The organism is Rhizobium sp. RCC_161_2, from assembly GCF_041355235.1.
In the GTDB taxonomy this organism is placed as follows: domain Bacteria; phylum Pseudomonadota; class Alphaproteobacteria; order Rhizobiales; family Rhizobiaceae; genus Rhizobium.
This window is the reverse complement of sequence record NZ_JBFUPL010000001.1, coordinates 790,491-808,078: the sequence shown is the minus strand read 5'-3', so window position 1 is coordinate 808,078 and position 17,588 is coordinate 790,491. Positions and strand designations below refer to the sequence as shown.

Genomic DNA, 17,588 nt, shown 5'->3' with positions numbered 1-17,588 from the left:
TTCTCTCCGCATGGATTTCAATGGGAGCTGGAAGCTATGTCTTGGCGACAGCGGAGTACAGGTCGTATCGCCCTCGTCACGACCTGTTTATCGGAGTCCAGTCGCGGCTAGGACAGATGCTTGGCCTTCAGCACCGAGACGGCCGCTTCGCTGTTGTGGACATAGTCATGGGCGTCAGGCTGCCTTTGCACCAGCAGGATGAACAGTAAATCGGTCAGCATCAGCTGTGCATCGCGCGCCGTGATCGCCGAAGAGCGGACGCGATCCTCATCACCGACGGTATAGAGGCGGATATCGGCGACGCGGGTCAGGGGATTGTCCTGGAGGCCGGTGACGGCAATGACGGTTGCGTCCCTCTGGCTGGCGAGTTCGGCAATTCGCAAGGTCTCGATGCTCGCGCCGGAATAGGAGAGCGCGAAGAGCAGATCGTCGGGGCCGAGTGTCGAGGCGTTGGCCATCTGCACATGGCTGTCGCTGTCATGCAGGACGATGCGCCCGAGCTTCATCAGCTTGTAGGAAAAGTCGCGCGCCACCAGCGACGATGCGCCGACGCCGGCCAGATGAATGCGCCGGGCTTCGTGCAGCGCCTTCAGCGCCCGGCCGATATCCAGTTCGTTGTTGACGGCGATGGTCTGCTGCATGGCCTGCAGCTTGCTGCCGAGCAATTTCTGCAGGATGGTCAGATAGCCGTCGTCCACTTCGATCGTACCGTGGATCATGCCGGCCGGGGCCTGCCATTCCTGCGCCTTGGCCTCGCTGACGGCAAGCTTCAGTTCCTGATAACCGGCATAGCCGAGCTTCTGGCTGAATTTGACGACGCTCGACTGGCTGCGGCCAGTCTCGGCGGCAAGGGCTGCGGATGAGAGGCGCAGCATCTGGTCGGGATTTTCAACGATGAACTGCCCGATCTGCCGGTCAGCCGGCGCCATGACCTCGAGCTTAGCGCTGATTTTCTTTAAGATAGACATCCGCCCCTTCAGGCCATGGAGGCCGGTTCATGCGTCGATACGGTCGAGCCACAAAGATAGCATTCGGCCGGAAACGGACAACCATGCGTTCGGCCGGCTGCCTGCCGATGTTAGCATAAACAATTGGAATAAAAAATTCCAAACAACATTGACATGATGGAATGACCGAATAGTCTTGAATGAGAGTCGGACGTGCTATTGTCCGCTCCTTCGCCCCTTTCTTCGGCGGGTTTCATATCATGGACAGATTGCGGGTATCGGGTGGACGACGGCTGCAGGGCGCAGTGACGATTGCCGGCGCCAAGAACGCCGCCTTGCCGCAGATCGCGGCGGCACTGCTGAGCCCCCATCAACTGGAATTGACGAACCTGCCGGCCGTGACCGATGTCGAGAACATGCTCGGTGTCATCTCGCTTCATGGGGCCATCGTGACCCGTTCAGCACACGGCACCACGATCGATGCGAGCGGTATTGTTTCGAAGGAAACTTCCTACGACACAGTGAGGCGAATGCGGGCCACGGTTCTGGTCCTAGCGCCACTGCTGGTGCGCTTCGGCCATGCACGCGTGTCCCTGCCCGGCGGCTGCGCCATCGGCGCGCGACCGGTCGACATGCATATCAAGGCGCTGGCGACGTTGGGAGCCGATATCGCCATCGAGAGCGGGCTGATCGTCGCGTCTGCTCCAAAGGGGCTGAAGGGTGCGCGGATTGTTCTGAGCTCCCCTTCCGTCGGTGCGACCGAAACTGCGATGATGGCCGCTTGCGCCGCCAAGGGTGAGACGGAGATATTGAATGCGGCGCGCGAGCCGGAGGTGGCTGATCTTGCTGCCTGTCTCGGTGCGATGGGGGCCAGAATCGAGGGCGCCGGCACGCACCGCATCCTGATCGACGGCGATACGAGCTGGCGCCCCGCCAGGCATCACGGAATACCCGACCGGATCGAAGCCGGCACCTATGCCGTTGCCGCCGCCATTACTGGCGGGCAGCTCGAACTGATCCATGCCCGGCTTGAGAACCTGGCGTCTGTGGTGCAGATGTTGGAAGCCATGGGCGTCAGCATCTGGCCAAGCGACCGGGGCCTCGTCGTTTCGAGGGATGGTCCGCTCAAGGGCGCCGATATCACCACCGAACCCTATCCGGGCTTTCCGACGGACTTGCAGGCGCAATTCATGGCGCTCGCCTGCTGCGCCGAGGGCGCGTCCCTGTTCCGCGAGACGGTCTTCGAAAACCGCTTCATGCATGTTCCCGAGCTGATACGCCTCGGCGCGAACATCAAATTGCAAGGCACCACGGCGCTGGTGCGTGGCGGAACGTCTTTGCGAGGCGCGCAGGTGATGGCGACCGATCTGCGTGCCTCCGTCTCGCTGGTGCTGGCGGCGCTGGTGTCGGAAGGCGAAACCATCGTCAACCGCGTCTACCATCTCGACCGCGGCTATGAGCAACTGGATCGCAAGCTCCGCCTGTGTGGCGCAGACATCGAGCGGCTGACATCATGAGCGCCGAAACTGATGGCACGTACTATTTCCTCGGCATCGACGGCGGTGGCACCGGTTGTCGCGCAAGAATTGAGGATGCGGAAGGAAGCGTGTTGGGGCAGGGGCTATCCGGCCCAGCAACCACGCGGCTCGGTATTGAGGAGGCCTGGGCATCGATCGCAAGGGCCTTCGATGCTGCGATCGAAGAAGCGGGTCTAGGGCCTAATCAAATCGCGCGAATTCATGCCGGCGTCGGACTTGCCGGGATCGGACGCAAGGGCGCGCTTGAGGCATTGCGAGCCATGAAACATCCCTTTGCCAGCATTGATTTCGTCAGCGACGGCGAAGGCGCATGTCTTGGTGCCCATTCAGGGCGCGACGGAGCGATCGTCATTGCCGGAACAGGATCGATCGGTCTTGGTTTTGTCGAGGGTCGCCGTTTGCGGGTCGGCGGCTATGGTTTTCCGATCTCCGACGAGGGCAGTGGGGCGGAGCTAGGGTTGAAGGCCGTACAGCTAGCACTGCGCGCCTATGACGGCCGTTACGAAAAAACGGCGTTGCTGGCCGAGATCATGCAGCGGTTCCAGCAGGATCCGATGGAGGCGGTCGCGTGGATGGACCGCGCCTCCGCCACCGATTATGCCGCCCTGGCGCCCATGGTCATGCGCCATGCCGATCAGGGGGATGCTGCCGGGCGGCGCATCGTCCAGAGCGCGGCCGAGCACATCGATACGCTCATCCGCACGCTCTTCGACAAGGGCGCACCACGCGTTTCCCTGCTCGGTGGTCTCTCCAGTCCGCTCGAGCCGTGGTTGGCGCCGGATGTCCGCCGCCGCCTAAAGCCCATCGATGGTGATGCCGTTTCGGGAGCCATCATCCTCGCCAGGAAGTCGGCCTCCAACCATTGAAAGAACGACGCGTTTTGCACCGGATTTCTCACATTGATGTTGGAATATTTTATTCCTTTTGCAATTGACGAGCGGAATAAATGGACATAATCTTAACGAAGGTAAACAGGGAATGGGCGGAGAACGAAGCCGAAGAGGCCGGCCGCCTGAGCTGATGTCGAGCGTTTTGTTGCGTTGAAAATTTAACGACTGCTGCGGCTTACCCGATCGCGTTCGATCGAGCTCGCCATCCCTGATCCATTGATATCGACGCATAGTTTCGAGAACAGGCCCATGACAGAACAGAGATTGATATCCGAACTGGAGCAGTTGGTTTCCGAGGGTCGCAATCCGAATACGATGCATATCGATCTGCTGCCGACCTTCGATATCCTGCGCGAAATCAACTATGAGGACCAGACCGTTCCGACGGCGGTCGAGAAGGTCATTCCGGCGATCGCCGCCGCCGTGAACCAGATCGTCGCCGCCTTCCAGAAGGGGGGACGGTTGATCTATATGGGTGCCGGCACCAGCGGCCGGCTCGGGGTTCTCGACGCTTCGGAATGCCCGCCGACCTTTAGCGTGCCGCATGACATGGTGATTGGCCTGATTGCCGGTGGCCCCGAGGCGTTGCAGAACTCGATCGAGGGCGCCGAAGATGATCCCGAACAGGGCCGTCAGGCTTTGCAGAACATCAAGCTGACAGCTGCGGATGTCGTCGTCGGCATCGCCGTCAGCGGCCGCACGCCCTACGTCATCGGCGGGCTGAACTATGCGAAGAGCATTGGCGCCGTGACCGTCGCTCTCTCCTGCAACCCCAATTCCGTCATCGCCGGCATTGCCGATCTGGCGATTTCTCCCGTCGTCGGCCCGGAGATCTTGACGGGATCGACCCGGCTGAAGTCCGGCACCGCGCAAAAACTCATTCTCAACATGCTGACGACGGCGAGCATGATCCGCATCGGCAAAAGCTATCAGAACCTGATGGTCGATGTGCATGCGAGCAACAAGAAGCTGGTTGCCCGCGCCACCAGGATCGTCATGCAGGCGACGGGTTGCACACAGGCGGATGCGCGCCGCGTACTCGACCAGACGGGCAATGACGTCAAACTCGCCATTCTCATGGAAATTACCGGAATGGGCATTGAAGAAGCCCGCGCGGCGTTGCAAAACGCTGGTGGATTCCTGCGCAAGGCGATCAGTGCGAAGACTGCATGAAGTAATATCGCGATCATAAAGAAATGGCCAAAATCGGCTGGGGTAACAAGCTCAGGGGGCAAAAAGAATGAAAAGGTATTTTCCAGGCAGGCTGATGTCCTGCATCGCATTGGCGGCCGGTCTCGGCATCGCGGCGATATCGACACAAGCCCATGCGGCTACGTTGCGCATGGCATGGTCGCAGGATGCAACCGGGCTCGATCCGCACAAGCAGACTGCCTTTTCCTCCATCCGTTTGCTGGAGTTGATCTATGAGCCGCTCGTCCGGCTCGACGGCAATCTGCAGATCGTACCGGCTATTGCCGATAGCTGGCAGTTTTCGCCCGATGGCAAGGAACTGACCTTCAAGCTCAATGCGAATGCCAAGTTCCAGAACGGCGCCGCGGTTACTTCGGCCGATGTGAAGGCGTCGTTCCAGCGTATTCTCGATCAGGCGACCGCCGCTGTCGCTCGCGCTAATTTCCTCTCGATCGCCAGCATCGATACGCCTGACACGACGACCGTCGTCTTCCATCTGTCGCAGCCGGACGTTCCGATCCTCACGGCGATGACCAGCCTCAACGCCTCTATCGTTCCGGCCAGCGAAATCACCGCCGGTTCGATCGGCACGAAGGCGATCGGTTCCGGTCCCTTCAAGCTCGACAGCTGGGTTCCGAATTCCAAGGAAGTTCTGAGCGCCAACAAGGCCTGGGCCGGTGGCGCGGTCGGTGTCGACGGGATCGACATCAGCGTCCTTCCGGACGAGACGGCGATCCTGGCGTCGCTGCGTACGGGCCAGATCGATTTCGCGCTGCTGAACGACCCGCTGGTGGCGACGCTTGTTCCCAAGGAGCCGAAACTGCAACTGACCCGGACGCCCGGACTTTCCTATAATGTGCTCCAGCTCAACCCTTCGCACAAGCCGATGGATCAACTCGCGGTGCGCCAGGCGATCTCATGCGCCATCGGCCGGCAGGATGTGATGGATACGGCGGCGCTCGGCGAGGGCAAGGTGACGGGACCGTTGACCATGCCGCTCTATGCGACCGATCCGAACCAGCTCTTCTGCTACAAGCGCGATGTCGAAAAAGCCAAGAAGCTGATGACTGATGCCGGCTTTGCCAATGGCTTTTCGGCAACCGTGATCGCGGCGACCGGCGAGCCGCCGACCGCAACGGCCGAAGCCCAGGTCATCCAGTCGCAGCTTGCCGAGATTGGCATCAAGCTCGACATCAAGGTGATGGAACTCAACGTCTATGTCGATGCCTGGCTGAAGGGCAATTTCAACATGGCGGTCGCGCTCAACGGCGGCAGCGCCGATCCCTATACGATGTATAACCGCTACTGGACGAAGACCGGAAACCTGCAGAAAGTGGCGAACTATATCGACGATACGCTCGATAGCCTGATGCAGAAGGGCCGCGTCGAGACCGATCCGGCCAAGCGCAAGGCGATCTTTGCCGATTTCGAAAAGCACATCGCCGAGGTGTCGCCCTGGATCTGGCTCTATACCGCCTATGGCTATACGGCCGAGCAGAAGAATGTTCAGGGCTTCGTGCCGACGCCGACGGGCTCTCTCTTCGGTCTCAGCAAAGTCTCCATCCAGTGATGGAAAGCCTGACCTAGAGGACGTTTCATGGGGTATCTGGCGCGCCGGCTGATGACATTCCCGCTGATCATGTTGGGGGTGTCCGTCCTCGTGTTCATCGCCATTCGGCTGGTGCCAGGCGACGCGATCACGGCGATGCTGGGAACCAATGCGGGCCTGCTGACGCCGGAGCAGCGGCAGGCGCTTTCCGCCTATTTCGGCATCGACCAGTCGTGGTTCGTGCAGTACTGGCGTTGGCTGTTCGGCATGCTGCAAGGCAATCTCGGCCTCTCCGTCACCTACGGCAAGCCGGTGCTCGATATCATTCTCGAGCGGTTTCCGCTGACCCTTGAGCTTGCGCTGCTCTCCATGATCATCGCGCTCCTGATCGGCCTGCCGGCGGGCGTCTTCGCCGCGACGCGAAATGGGAAACTGTCAGATCTTCTGGTGCGTATCGCCGCCATGGTCGGACAGTCCACGCCGAATTTCGTGCTTGGCCTTCTTATCATCTATGCGCTCTCGGCGGGCTTCGGCGTGCTGCCGACCATGGGCGCCTTCACGCCGATCTGGCAGGACCCGCTCGGCAATCTGGGACAGATGATCCTGCCGGCGCTGACGCTCGGTTTCGCCTTTGCGGCTTCTGTCACGCGCGTTGTGCGCTCGGCCATGCTCGATGTTCTGAGCGATGACTATGTCCGCACCGCCCGCAGCCGCGGCGTGCCGGCGCGCGGTGTCATCTGGCGACATGCGCTGCCGAACGCGCTCATTCCGGTGGTGACGCTGAGCGGTGTCGAGTTCGGCTATCTGCTTGGCGGGGCTGTTCTGGTCGAGCAGATCTACGCTCTTCCGGGGCTTGGACGTATGGTGCTCGATGCCATCCTGCAGCGCGACTACGCGCTGGTGCAGGGCAGCGTCTTGTTCATCGCTTTCAACTTCATGGTCGTCAATCTTCTCGTTGACCTCGCCTATGTCGCGCTCGATCCGCGCGTTCGCCTGGGGGAGGGCTGATGCGTATCGTCAGGGCCATTTTCGGGCACACGAGCGGCCGTATCGGCGGCGTCATCGTCCTGATCTTTTTCGCGCTTGCCGTGCTCGGCATGCTGGGGCTGACGCCGCACAATCCGCTGACCCAGAACCGGATCGACCGCCTGCATTCGCCGAACGCCATCTACTGGATGGGCACCGACCTCTTCGGTCGCGATGTCGCAAGCCGGCTGATGAACGGGATCGGCGAATCCTTCACCGTCGCCTTCCTGTCCGTTGCGCTTGCGAGCCTGATCGGCACTGTGCTGGGTTTGACCGCCGCCTGGTTCGGAAAGCGCTGGGATGGGGTGATCATGCGGATGATGGATGTGCTTCTGGCTTTCCCGGCCATCCTGCTTGCCCTCCTGATCATCGCCATTGTCGGCCCCGGCACCTGGACCAGCGTCGCGGCCATCGCCATCGTCTATACGCCGATCTTCACCCGCGTCGTGCGCGGGCCGGCGCTATCGCTGAAAGCGCGCGATTTCGTCGATGCCGCCCGCACCTTCGGCAGCAGCAAGCGCTATATCCTGACGCGGCACCTGCTGCTCAATCTCGTTGCACCGCTGACAGTGCAGATCACGCTGGCGCTCGCGTGGTCGCTCCTGACCGAGGCCGGATTAAGCTTCCTCGGTCTCGGCACGCAGCCACCGGCGTCTTCGCTCGGGCTGATGCTGAGCGACAGCCGTAACTTGATGGAGACAGCACCTTGGCTGCTGATCTTCCCCGCCATCACCATCATGATCAGCATCCTCGGCTTCAATCTGCTCGGCGATGCCCTGCGCGATATTCTCGATCCAAAAATGCGGAGAGCTGGCTCATGAACCCTCTGCTTTCCGTCTCCAATCTGGACATAGGCTTCGGACGTAATCCGGACGCCAACAAGATCGTCCGTGGCGTCAGCTTCGATCTTGCCGCCGGCGAGACGCTGGCCATTGTCGGCGAGAGCGGTTCGGGCAAGTCGGTTACCGCACTATCGATCAACCGCCTCGTCGATTTCGGTGGCGGCCGCATTGTCGGTGGCTCGATCAGACTGAAGCGTGCCGACAATAGCATTCTCGATCTGACGACGGCGTCGGAAGCGGTGCTGACGAAAATCCGTGGCGCCGAGATCGGCATGATCTTTCAGGAGCCGATGACCTCGCTCAATCCGGTGCTGACCATCGGCACACAGATCGAGGAATCCTTCCGCCTGCATCGTGGGCTGACCGGCCGGCAGGCAAGAGTGGCTGCAAAGGACGCACTGGATCGCGTTCGTATCCCTGACGCCGCGCGGCGTCTGAAATATTGCCCGAACCAGCTCTCCGGCGGCATGCTGCAGCGGGTGATGATTGCGACCGCACTTGCCTGCAATCCGCGTCTGCTGATCGCCGATGAACCGACGACGGCGCTGGACGTGACGGTGCAGGCGCAAATCATGGCGTTGCTTGCCGAACTGAAGCGCGAGACCAGCATGTCGATGATCTTCATCACCCACGATATCGGCCTCGTTGCCGGTATTGCCGACAAGATCATGGTGATGCAGGCCGGTCAGGCTGTCGAGCAGGGCGAGTTGAACCAGATCCTCGATAGACCCGCGCATCCCTATACGCAGCACCTTCTTCATTCCGTTCCGCACTTTTCGGCTGGCCGTGCGGCGCGATCGGATTTTAGTCGCGACGAAGTGGCTGAACCCGCCCCAGCGTTAAAGGTCGAAGGGCTGACCGTTCGTTTTCCCGTATCGGGCAGTTTCTTTCATCGTCCGACCGGCGCAGTGCATGCAGTCGAAGGCGTCGATTTCGATCTGCTGCCCGGCGAAACGCTGGCGATTGTCGGTGAAAGTGGCTCGGGAAAATCTACCACCGCGCGAGCGATCCTCGGACTGGTGAAATCGACACGCGGTACGTTTACGGCACGTTCCGGCAAGACTGCGGATCGGACGAGTGCCGTGCAGATGGTGTTCCAGAATCCCTACGCCTCGCTCAATCCCCGGCTTCGTGTCGACAGTATCCTGGCGGAGCCCGTGATCGCGGCCGGTGGCCGGACTTCCGGAGAGACGCGCGACAGGATGGTCATGCTGTTGAAACGCGTCGGCCTGCCCGAAAACAGTCTAGAGCGCTATCCGCATGAGTTCTCGGGCGGGCAACGGCAGAGGCTCTGTATCGCCCGCGCGCTGATGCTGAACCCCTCTGTTCTGGTGCTGGACGAAGCCGTTTCGGCGCTGGATGTCTCTGTTCAGGCGCAGGTGCTGGACTTGCTGATTGAATTGCAGCGCGAATATCGCCTCGCCTATCTCTTCATCTCGCATGACATGGCGGTGGTCGAGCGGATTGCGCACAGGATCGCCGTGATCTATGCCGGAGAGATCGTCGAGATCGGCGATGCCGCTTCGGTGCTGTCTGAGCCGAAACACTCCTATACCAGGCGGCTGATATCGGCCGTTCCGACGGTCGAGCGCCGACGGGAGAATTTCGCGCTGGATACGCGCCAGGTTCCGTCTCTGGTGCGCCCGATTGGTTTCGAGCCGGACGCACCCGAATGGCGCCGGTTCGCTGCGGATCATATGGCCCAGGCGGAAGCTTGAGAGAGATGCGGTGGGGAGGGACATGACGGCAGCGGCGAAAACGGAACTCACACAGCGTTTCGACCGGGCATTCGCCCCTGTCGAAGCCGCCGTTGCGGCCGGACGCATTCCCGGCGGCGTGCTCGGCATTGTCGATCTCGATGGCGGCCGCATGGTCCGCGCGGTCGGCTTGGCGCAGAAGGTTCCTGTCACACGACCGATGCTCGCCGACACATGGTTCGATCTGGCCTCGCTGACCAAGGTCATCTTTACCACTCCGCGCATTCTGGCTTTGGCGGACGCCGGCACGATCGATCTCGATGCGCCGCTGACCTCGCTGCTGCCGGACCTGCGCCAATATGATGCGAACGCGTGGGAGCGGAAGGTAACCTTCCGCGAGTGCCTCGGCCACCAGACGCCGTTTCCCGCTGTCGCGCCGCTCTATACCTATGGCCAGAGCCCCGATCTGCTGCGTGCCTTCATCCTGCAGCGCGAATGGCGGTCCGGTCCGCCGGTCTATTCCGACATCAACTTCATCCTGCTTGGCTTCGCGCTGGAGCGCCTGACCGGGCAGACGATTCGCGATATGGATGCCGGTCCCGGTTTCGCTTTCTCCGCCGCGCCCGATCAGGCGGCCGCCACGGAAGACTGCACCTGGCGTCATCGAGTGCTCTCGGGCGAAGTCCATGACGACAATTGCTCGGCGCTGGAGGGTGCCGGTCATGCCGGCCTTTTCGGGACAGTTACCTCGATCCTCGATTTTGCCGAGGGATTGCTGACCGGCACCGGTGCCGCCGAACGCTCAATCAACTTGATGCGGACACCACTGTCGGCGACGCGCACCCATGGATGGGAGCGTCCCTATGATGACTGGTCCGGCGGCCAGCTATGTTCGTCGGGCACGATCGGCCATACCGGCTTTACCGGCACCGGCCTCTGGATCGATTTCGACAAGGGCAGGGCCTGGACCCTGCTCACCAATCGCATTCATCCGACACGTCATTTCGACAGCGGGATACTGATGCTTCGACAGAGCGTCGGCGATCTCGTCAATAGAGTTTAGGAGCTTGATCATGGAACCAATCTGGGCAGTCGGTCTGATGACCGGGACCGTTCTCGACGGCAATATCGATGTAGCCTTGATCAAGACCGATGGCGAGCGGATCGCGGAATTCGGACCCTATGCGCTGGCACCCTATCCGGACTGGATCAGGCGGCTGCTGGAAGAGACCTTGGCGCAGGCAAGGGTGTGGAATTTCAACGGGCCGGAGCCGGCGATCTTCAAGGAGGCCGAAGAGGCATTGACGCGCGCCCAGTCGGCTGCGGTCAAGGAACTCGTCGAAGGCTTTGGCCTGACCATGGCCGATATCGGCGTGGTCGGCTTCCATGGCCAGACCGTGCTGCATCGCGCCCCGCAGAAAGGCCGCCTCGGGGATACGCGCCAGCTCGGCGATGGCGAGTTGATGCATTCCATCCTCGGCACGAAGGTCGCCTATGATTTCCGTTCCGCCGATGTGCGCGCGGGCGGTCAGGGTGCGCCGCTGGCCGCCGCCTATCATACCGCTTTGCTGCGCAGCGCGGGTACCGGTGACGACACCGCCATCCTCAACCTAGGCGGTGTCGCCAATATCACCTGGTCGGATGGTGAGGGCAATTTCGTCGCCTTCGATACCGGGCCGGCCAACGCGCCGCTCAATGACTTCATCAAATCCCATGGGCTTGGCGAGATGGACCGGGACGGCGCGCTCGGCCGGGCGGGGACGGTAGACGAAGCCAGGCTCGCCAAGCTCCTGGAGCATCCCTATCTCAGCGCCCCCTATCCGAAATCGCTGGATCGCTTCGATTTCGGCGCCTCCATGGCCGATGGGCTCGGTGTCGAGGATGGAGCGGCAACGCTGTCCGCCTTTACGGCCTCGGCCGTCGGTAAAGCGCTGGACCTACTGCCGCGCCGTCCGAAAAAGCTGGTCGTGAGCGGCGGCGGCCGCCACAATCCGACGATCATGTCGATGCTCGAGGCGCGCGCCGGTGTAACGCCGATCGGTGCCGAAATGTTTGGCTGGCGCGGCGATGCCGTCGAAGCCGAATGCTTTGCATTTCTTGCTGTGCGCGTACTCCGCGGCCTGCCGATCAGCTTCCCCGGTACGACAGGCGTGCCCGCGCCGATGCGCGGCGGCCGTCTTGCCGAATAGATTGTGCCATCGGCGCCATTGCGGCCTTTGCGGTTTTCGTCAACGCGCATCGATGCTATCTATTCCAGAGCTAGCGATTTGACGGTTTCCAATGGGTCTCGCACGAATGGCAGGCAGACAGCTTCGGCCCGGCTTTGTCGGAAAGACCATAGGCTTCGTTGTTGCGTTCGGCGTCTTGACGATGTCTGCCGTTGTTCCCGCAAGGGCGCAACCCGAATGGAGCGTGGCACCGCCGTCCTGCATCTCCGGACCGTTCATCACCGACAGCGGCGAAACGCTCTGTATCCGCAAGGAAAGCTACAATCGCGATCTCTGCCAGGCGATCGACTATTTCGCCAAGGCCAACAAGCTTCCGCCGGACTATCTCGCCCGGCTGATCTGGCGCGAGAGCATGTTTCGGCCCGACGCCGTCAGCCCGAAGGGAGCGCAGGGCATTGCCCAGTTCATGCCGGGAACGGCGAGATTGCGCGGCGTTCGCGACAGCTATGATCTGTTGGAAGCGCTCAGCAAGTCGGCGATCTATCTCGATGAATTGCGTGGCCGTTTCGGCAATCTGGGGTTTGCGGCCGCTGCCTATAATGCCGGTGAAAATGGTCTGGCGAATTTTCTCAATTCCGGCAGCCTTCCCTATGAGACGCGCAGCTACGTCACGGCGATCACCGCCTATACGGTCGAGCAATGGAAGGATGATCCGCCTGAGATCGCAGCACCGGAACTCGACAAGGGCAAGCCCTTTCTAGAGGCCTGCATGGCGCTGGCCGGCACGCGGCGGCTGAAACAGGTCGCATTGCAGCAGGAGCGGCCCTGGGCGCCTTGGGGCGTTCAGCTTGCGGAGCATTTTCAGCCGAGTGCCGCCAGACAGCTTTTCTCCGAGGATGTGAGCAAGCTTCCGGCACCGCTCAACAAGGAAAAGCCGCTCATCGTGCGCCAACGCAACCGTGACTTCGGTTTCCGCGTCCGATATGCGGCCCGTATCGGCCGGGAGACGCGCGCCGAGGCGGAGGCGGTTTGTGCTCAAATCCGCCAGCGAGGCGGCACTTGTTTGGTGTTCAAGAACTGAGCTCTTGCGGCGGCCCGACCGATCCTTTGGATCGTCCAGACGACACATCGATTTATTGCACTTTACTCGCCAATGTCCGAAGAATATTCGTCAATCATCCAGGCTCGGGGAGGGAGTCTTGGGATAGAATTAAAGGAGCGTGCGATGGTGCAGAAACGTGAAGTCCCGGGTATCCGACCCTATAGTGGCCCCGCCGGCGGCTGGGGTGCGCTTAAAGCCACCGCGAAAGCCGTCCGCGAGCAGATGGATGTGACCGAAGCGCCTCTGCTGTTGTTTCGTACCAACAAGCCGGATGGTTTCGATTGTCCCGGCTGCGCCTGGCCCGACAAGGAACATACATCGACCTTCCAGTTCTGCGAAAACGGCGCCAAGGCGGTAACTTGGGAAGCGACGAACAAGCGCGTGACGCCCGAATTCTTCGCCGAGCATACCGTGACCGAGCTGCTCCAGTGGAGCGATTACGATCTGGAGAACGCCGGCCGGCTGACGCACCCGCTGGCCTATGACAGCGCGACGGACACATACAAGCCAATCGAATGGGAGGCAGCCTTTGCCCGGATTGGCGAAGTCATGCGCAGCATGCCCGATCCGGATATGGTGGAGTTCTACACTTCCGGCCGCGCCTCCAACGAGGCCGCCTTCCTGTTCCAGCTCTACGCGCGCGAATACGGCACCAACAACTTCCCCGATTGCTCCAACATGTGCCACGAGGCGACGAGCACCGGCCTGCCGAATTCGATCGGCATCGGCAAGGGCACGGTATCGCTAGACGATTTCGACCATTGCGACCTGATCATCTCGATGGGCCATAATCCCGGCACCAATCATCCGCGCATGATGGGGACACTGCATGAATGTTCGAAGCGCGGCGTGCCGATCATCGTCTTCAATCCGCTGAAGGAAAGAGCGCTCGAGCGCTTTGCCGATCCGCAGAGCCCGGTCGAGATGGGCACACTCAGCTCGACGCGGATCGCGTCCTCTTATTATCAGGTCAAGATCGGCGGCGATGCGGCGGCGCTCAAGGGCATCATGAAAGCGGTGCTGGCGCTGGCGGAGACACAGCCGGATGCGATCGATCGTGCCTTCATCGACCAGCACACCAATGGCTTCGACGCGCTCGCCGCCGATCTCAAGCAGACGGAATGGGCCGATATCGAGCGGGTTTCCGGTCTGACGCGCGCCGATCTCGAACGGGTTGCCGACGCCTACGTCAAATCCAAGGCGACGATTATTCCCTACGGCATGGGCATTACCCAGCACGCCAAGGGCACTTACAATGTGCAGCAGATCGCCAATCTTTTGCTGCTGCGCGGCAATTTCGGCAAGCCCGGCGCCGGCATCTGCCCGTTGCGCGGCCATTCCAACGTCCAGGGCGACCGGACGGTCGGGATCACTGAAAAGCCCAATGCAGCGTTGCTGGCCGGCATCGAGCGCGCTTTCGGCTTCAAGCCGCCGGAACATCACGGGCATGACGCGGTTGCCGGCATGCAGGCGATGGCAGAGGGGCGCTCGAAGGTGCTGCTCAGCCTCGGCGGCAATCTCGCCATCGCGCTTCCCGATCCCGAGCTTTGCGCCGAAGCCATGCGCAAGCTCGATCTCGCGGTCCACATGAACACCAAGCTCAACCGCTCGAACCTGCTGATCGGCAAGGAATCGATCATCTTGCCGGTGCTCGGGCGCACCGAAGTGGACATGCAGGCGTCCGGTCCGCAATCGGTGACGATCGAGGATTCCATGTCGATGGTGCATGCCTCGCGCGGCAAGCTGAAGCCGGCCTCGGATCAGTTGCGGTCGGAGCCGGCGATCGTTGCTGCCATGGCGCAGGCGACATTGCCCAACAGCAAGGTCGAGTGGATGCATCTGGTCGACGACTACGACCGCATCCGCGACAAGATCGAAATCGTCTTTCCCGATTTCGAACGCTACAACGAGCGCATCCGTGTGCCAGGTGGCTTCCGCCTGCCCATCGGGCCGACCGAACGCGTCTGGAAGACACCGTCGGGCAAGGCGGAGTTCCTACTGTTTCCGGGTCTCAACGAGGACAAGGAGCTTGCTGACGCAAGCATTCTGAAGCTCGCGACCATTCGCAGTCATGACCAGTACAATACGACGATCTATGGCCTCGACGATCGCTATCGCGGTGTCTTCGGCCGCCGCGACGTGCTGTTCATGAATGATGGAGACCTGGCGGCAAACGGCCTGGAGCATGGCGACCTCGTCGAGATCTCGACGGCGTTGCCCTCCGGCGGCAAGCGACAGATGAAGCTGACGGCGATTTCCTACGATATCGCCCGTGGCTCTGTCGCCGCCTATTATCCGGAGGCGAATTGCCTGATCCCGATCGACTATCAGGACAAGCAAAGCGGCACGCCATCCTATAAATCGCTGCCGGTGCGTATCACCAAGGCAGCATAGCCTTGGTGTCTCTCTAAACCTTGCGGCCACCGACCCAGGTGGCCGTGAGGTTTGGCTTCGATGCGGTGTAGATGATTTTCTGCAGGATGCCTTCACCCTGATCGCGGTCTTCGAATAGCCTGACGGTGCCTTTCTCGGCTTCAGTGTCGATGAGCACGGCGTCGAACTGATAGCCGGGCGCGAACTGCCCGACAGGCAGGTCGAGCGCGATGCCACCGCCCGATGTGGCGATATAGAATGCATCGCGGAAATTGATCTGCGCCGGGCCGAAGGTCGAGCGCGGGGCGGGCGGCAGGTTCGGGTCGACGCCGCTTTGCAGCATCCGCGAGACGAGGATCGCGCCGCGAGCGTTTTCGAGCATCGACGCGCTCGGGCCGCCGGAAATGTCCGTGCCGAGACCGACATGCAGCCCCTTTTCGAGCGCAGCCCGCAAGGGAAAGACGGCATTGGCGAAATAGGCGTTCGACAGCGGGCAATGGGCAACCGCTGCCTCACGCGCCTTGACGGTCTCCATGTCCTTCGCCGTCAGGAAATTCGCATGCGCCAAAACCGTCTTTCGTCCAAGTAGGCCGAAGCGATCGAGGCTGTCCGTATCCGTCATGCCATGGCGGGCGAGAACGTAGCCGTGCGCCCAATCGCTTTCCGAACAATGGGTCTGCACATGGCAGCCGCATTCCCTGGCAATGTCGCTCAGACCTTCGAGCGTTGCATCGGTGCAGGAGGGAATGAAGCGCGGCGTGACAACAGGGACAACGCGCCCTTCGCCATTGTCCGGATGGCTGCGAACATAATCGATCAACGCCCGTGTACCGTCGAGCGCCTCCACCGGCGACAGATCGCGATAATAGTCCGGGCATTCCTCGGCATTGTCCATCGCCACCTTGCCGATCAGGGCGCGCTGGCCTTTTTCCAGGCAGGTATCGACCAGCACGCGCGTCGCTTCCTGATGGATGGTGGCGAAATAGAGCGCTGTCGTCGTGCCATTGGCGAGCAGGTCCTCGACCAGCAGGTCATAGACCCGGCGTGCGAAGGCGGCGTCCTGATAACGTGCTTCCAGCGGGAAGGTGTATTTCTGCAGCCAGACCTCCAGCGGCACGTCGAGCGCGTCGCCGAGCTGCGGATATTGCGGCGCGTGCACATGCAGATCGACGAAGCCGGGCAGGATATAAGAACCCGCCGGCAGGGTCACTAGCTCGCCGGAGGCGTCACGGGCATCGCGAATGGTCCGGTAATTTGGATCGCCGTGGCGATGAACGGCGGTGATTGCTCCGTCGGCATCGATCTCGATCAGCACGTCGTCCAGAACATCGATTGTGCCGCGTTCGGGCGAGTGAAAACCCGATGCGCTCAGCGTCTTGCCGCGTAAATCCATTGCACTCTCTTTCAGGCGGCCATGATTGTCGTGCCGTAGGTGATACCCTTTTCCTTCAGCCAGCGACGATAGGCAATCGAGGTGGCATCGGCCCGCGTCGGAATTTCGGCGCGCGGCTCCAGTGGTAGCAGCACGGGACGCTGGTTCTCAAGAATGATGCGGTCCTGCAGGAAAATGAGCTGTTGGAAATGCACCAGTTCCGTCGTCGTCGAGACATCGTCGATCAGGAACATCACCGGATGGGCGCGGCAGCGGTCGGGATCGAGTGGCTGCACGAAGAGGCAAATCACATCCCAGCGGTTCGCCGCATTCGGGCAGGTCTTGTAGAGCAGGGTCGTGAACGGAGTCATGACGCGATAGATGTAATCGGTCATGATGCCTTCGCTGGCCGAAAGAGCGGCCTGCGGTTGGAAGAACTGGCAATTGGTCGCCCAGACCTCATCGACATCGCGGCGGATCTCGACATTGTACTGCGTCACCTCGGTATGCGGTTCGGCGCCGAGGATATCGGTGTGGACGAAGGGGAAATGTGCCAGATCGAGGAAGTTCTCGACGATTCTTAGCCCGGACGCGCGCACCGCGACCGTGCCGCAATTGACGACGCGCCGATCCGGCTCATCGGCTTCCGGCAACTCGAAGAGCCCGCCTGCCGGTGTGCCCAGCGTGGTCCAGACAAGGCCGAAGCGCTTGATCAGTGGTAGGGGGGCCTCTCGATCCTCGGCTTTGACAATCACCGTGCCGTCTCTGCCGCGCGTGACCGTAAGATTGGTGCCGAGAAGACGGTTTGCGGAGGTTCCGAACGGAATCTCCTTTTCGGTCTCAAGCGCATACCACTGATCGAGGGCTGCCTTGTCGGAACATGGGCTCATGTG

The 17,588-nt window shown here is 61.3% G+C and carries 14 protein-coding genes; 11 read left to right on the top strand and 3 right to left on the bottom strand.

The features are described from left to right. Positions 1 to 107: 107 nt before the first annotated feature. Entirely contained in the window at positions 108 to 968 is an 861-nt protein-coding gene (locus AB6803_RS03570; protein ID WP_012650309.1) for a MurR/RpiR family transcriptional regulator, read from the bottom strand. A 239-nt stretch (positions 969 to 1,207) separates the two neighbouring features. Here AB6803_RS03570 and murA point away from each other — a divergent pair, with 239 nt between their 5' ends. The 11 genes from murA to AB6803_RS03515 all read left to right on the top strand — a co-directional run bounded on the left by murA (position 1,208) and on the right by AB6803_RS03515 (position 15,344). Then, a complete protein-coding gene (gene murA / locus AB6803_RS03565) occupies positions 1,208 to 2,464 on the top strand; it encodes a UDP-N-acetylglucosamine 1-carboxyvinyltransferase (RefSeq protein ID WP_371107569.1) in 1,257 nt (418 codons plus the stop codon). Further along, positions 2,461 to 3,351 (top strand): BadF/BadG/BcrA/BcrD ATPase family protein, encoded by an 891-nt coding sequence (locus tag AB6803_RS03560; RefSeq protein ID WP_371107568.1) that lies wholly within the window; start codon positions 2,461 to 2,463, stop codon positions 3,349 to 3,351. Before murA ends, AB6803_RS03560 begins: the two co-directional genes overlap by 4 nt. A gap of 273 nt (positions 3,352 to 3,624) precedes the next feature. Continuing rightward, positions 3,625 to 4,548 carry an N-acetylmuramic acid 6-phosphate etherase gene (gene murQ / locus AB6803_RS03555; RefSeq protein ID WP_371107567.1) on the top strand — a complete coding sequence of 308 codons (924 nt, stop codon included), beginning with the start codon at positions 3,625 to 3,627 and terminating at the stop codon, positions 4,546 to 4,548. Between the two features lie 67 nt (positions 4,549 to 4,615). Then, positions 4,616 to 6,136: an ABC transporter substrate-binding protein gene (locus AB6803_RS03550; RefSeq protein WP_371107566.1), complete on the top strand. Its 1,521-nt coding sequence runs from the start codon at positions 4,616 to 4,618 to the stop codon at positions 6,134 to 6,136. A gap of 27 nt (positions 6,137 to 6,163) precedes the next feature. Continuing rightward, positions 6,164 to 7,123, top strand: coding sequence for an ABC transporter permease (locus tag AB6803_RS03545; RefSeq protein ID WP_371107565.1), 960 nt, complete (start codon positions 6,164 to 6,166; stop codon positions 7,121 to 7,123). Then, a complete protein-coding gene (locus AB6803_RS03540) occupies positions 7,123 to 7,962 on the top strand; it encodes an ABC transporter permease (protein WP_371107564.1) in 840 nt (279 codons plus the stop codon). The genes AB6803_RS03545 and AB6803_RS03540 overlap by 1 nt, the downstream gene beginning before the upstream one ends. After that, positions 7,959 to 9,701 (top strand): dipeptide ABC transporter ATP-binding protein, encoded by a 1,743-nt coding sequence (locus AB6803_RS03535; RefSeq protein ID WP_371107563.1) that lies wholly within the window; start codon positions 7,959 to 7,961, stop codon positions 9,699 to 9,701. Before AB6803_RS03540 ends, AB6803_RS03535 begins: the two co-directional genes overlap by 4 nt. A gap of 22 nt (positions 9,702 to 9,723) precedes the next feature. Further along, entirely contained in the window at positions 9,724 to 10,743 is a 1,020-nt protein-coding gene (locus tag AB6803_RS03530; protein WP_371107562.1) for a serine hydrolase domain-containing protein, read from the top strand. A 10-nt stretch (positions 10,744 to 10,753) separates the two neighbouring features. After that, positions 10,754 to 11,869, top strand: a complete 1,116-nt coding sequence (locus tag AB6803_RS03525; protein ID WP_371107561.1) for an anhydro-N-acetylmuramic acid kinase — start codon at positions 10,754 to 10,756, stop codon at positions 11,867 to 11,869. A gap of 106 nt (positions 11,870 to 11,975) precedes the next feature. Next, positions 11,976 to 12,929, top strand: a complete 954-nt coding sequence (locus AB6803_RS03520) for a lytic transglycosylase domain-containing protein (RefSeq protein ID WP_371107560.1) — start codon at positions 11,976 to 11,978, stop codon at positions 12,927 to 12,929. A gap of 144 nt (positions 12,930 to 13,073) precedes the next feature. Next, complete coding sequence (locus tag AB6803_RS03515) at positions 13,074 to 15,344, top strand: FdhF/YdeP family oxidoreductase (RefSeq protein WP_371107559.1); 2,271 nt, start codon at positions 13,074 to 13,076, stop codon at positions 15,342 to 15,344. A gap of 13 nt (positions 15,345 to 15,357) precedes the next feature. Here the strand turns inward: AB6803_RS03515 and guaD are convergent, their stop codons facing one another. Next, entirely contained in the window at positions 15,358 to 16,716 is a 1,359-nt protein-coding gene (gene guaD / locus AB6803_RS03510) for a guanine deaminase (RefSeq protein ID WP_371107558.1), read from the bottom strand. 11 nt (positions 16,717 to 16,727) lie between these two features. Beyond that, positions 16,728 to 17,585: an aromatic ring-hydroxylating dioxygenase subunit alpha gene (locus tag AB6803_RS03505; RefSeq protein WP_371107557.1), complete on the bottom strand. Its 858-nt coding sequence runs from the start codon at positions 17,583 to 17,585 to the stop codon at positions 16,728 to 16,730. Positions 17,586 to 17,588: the final 3 nt, after the last annotated feature.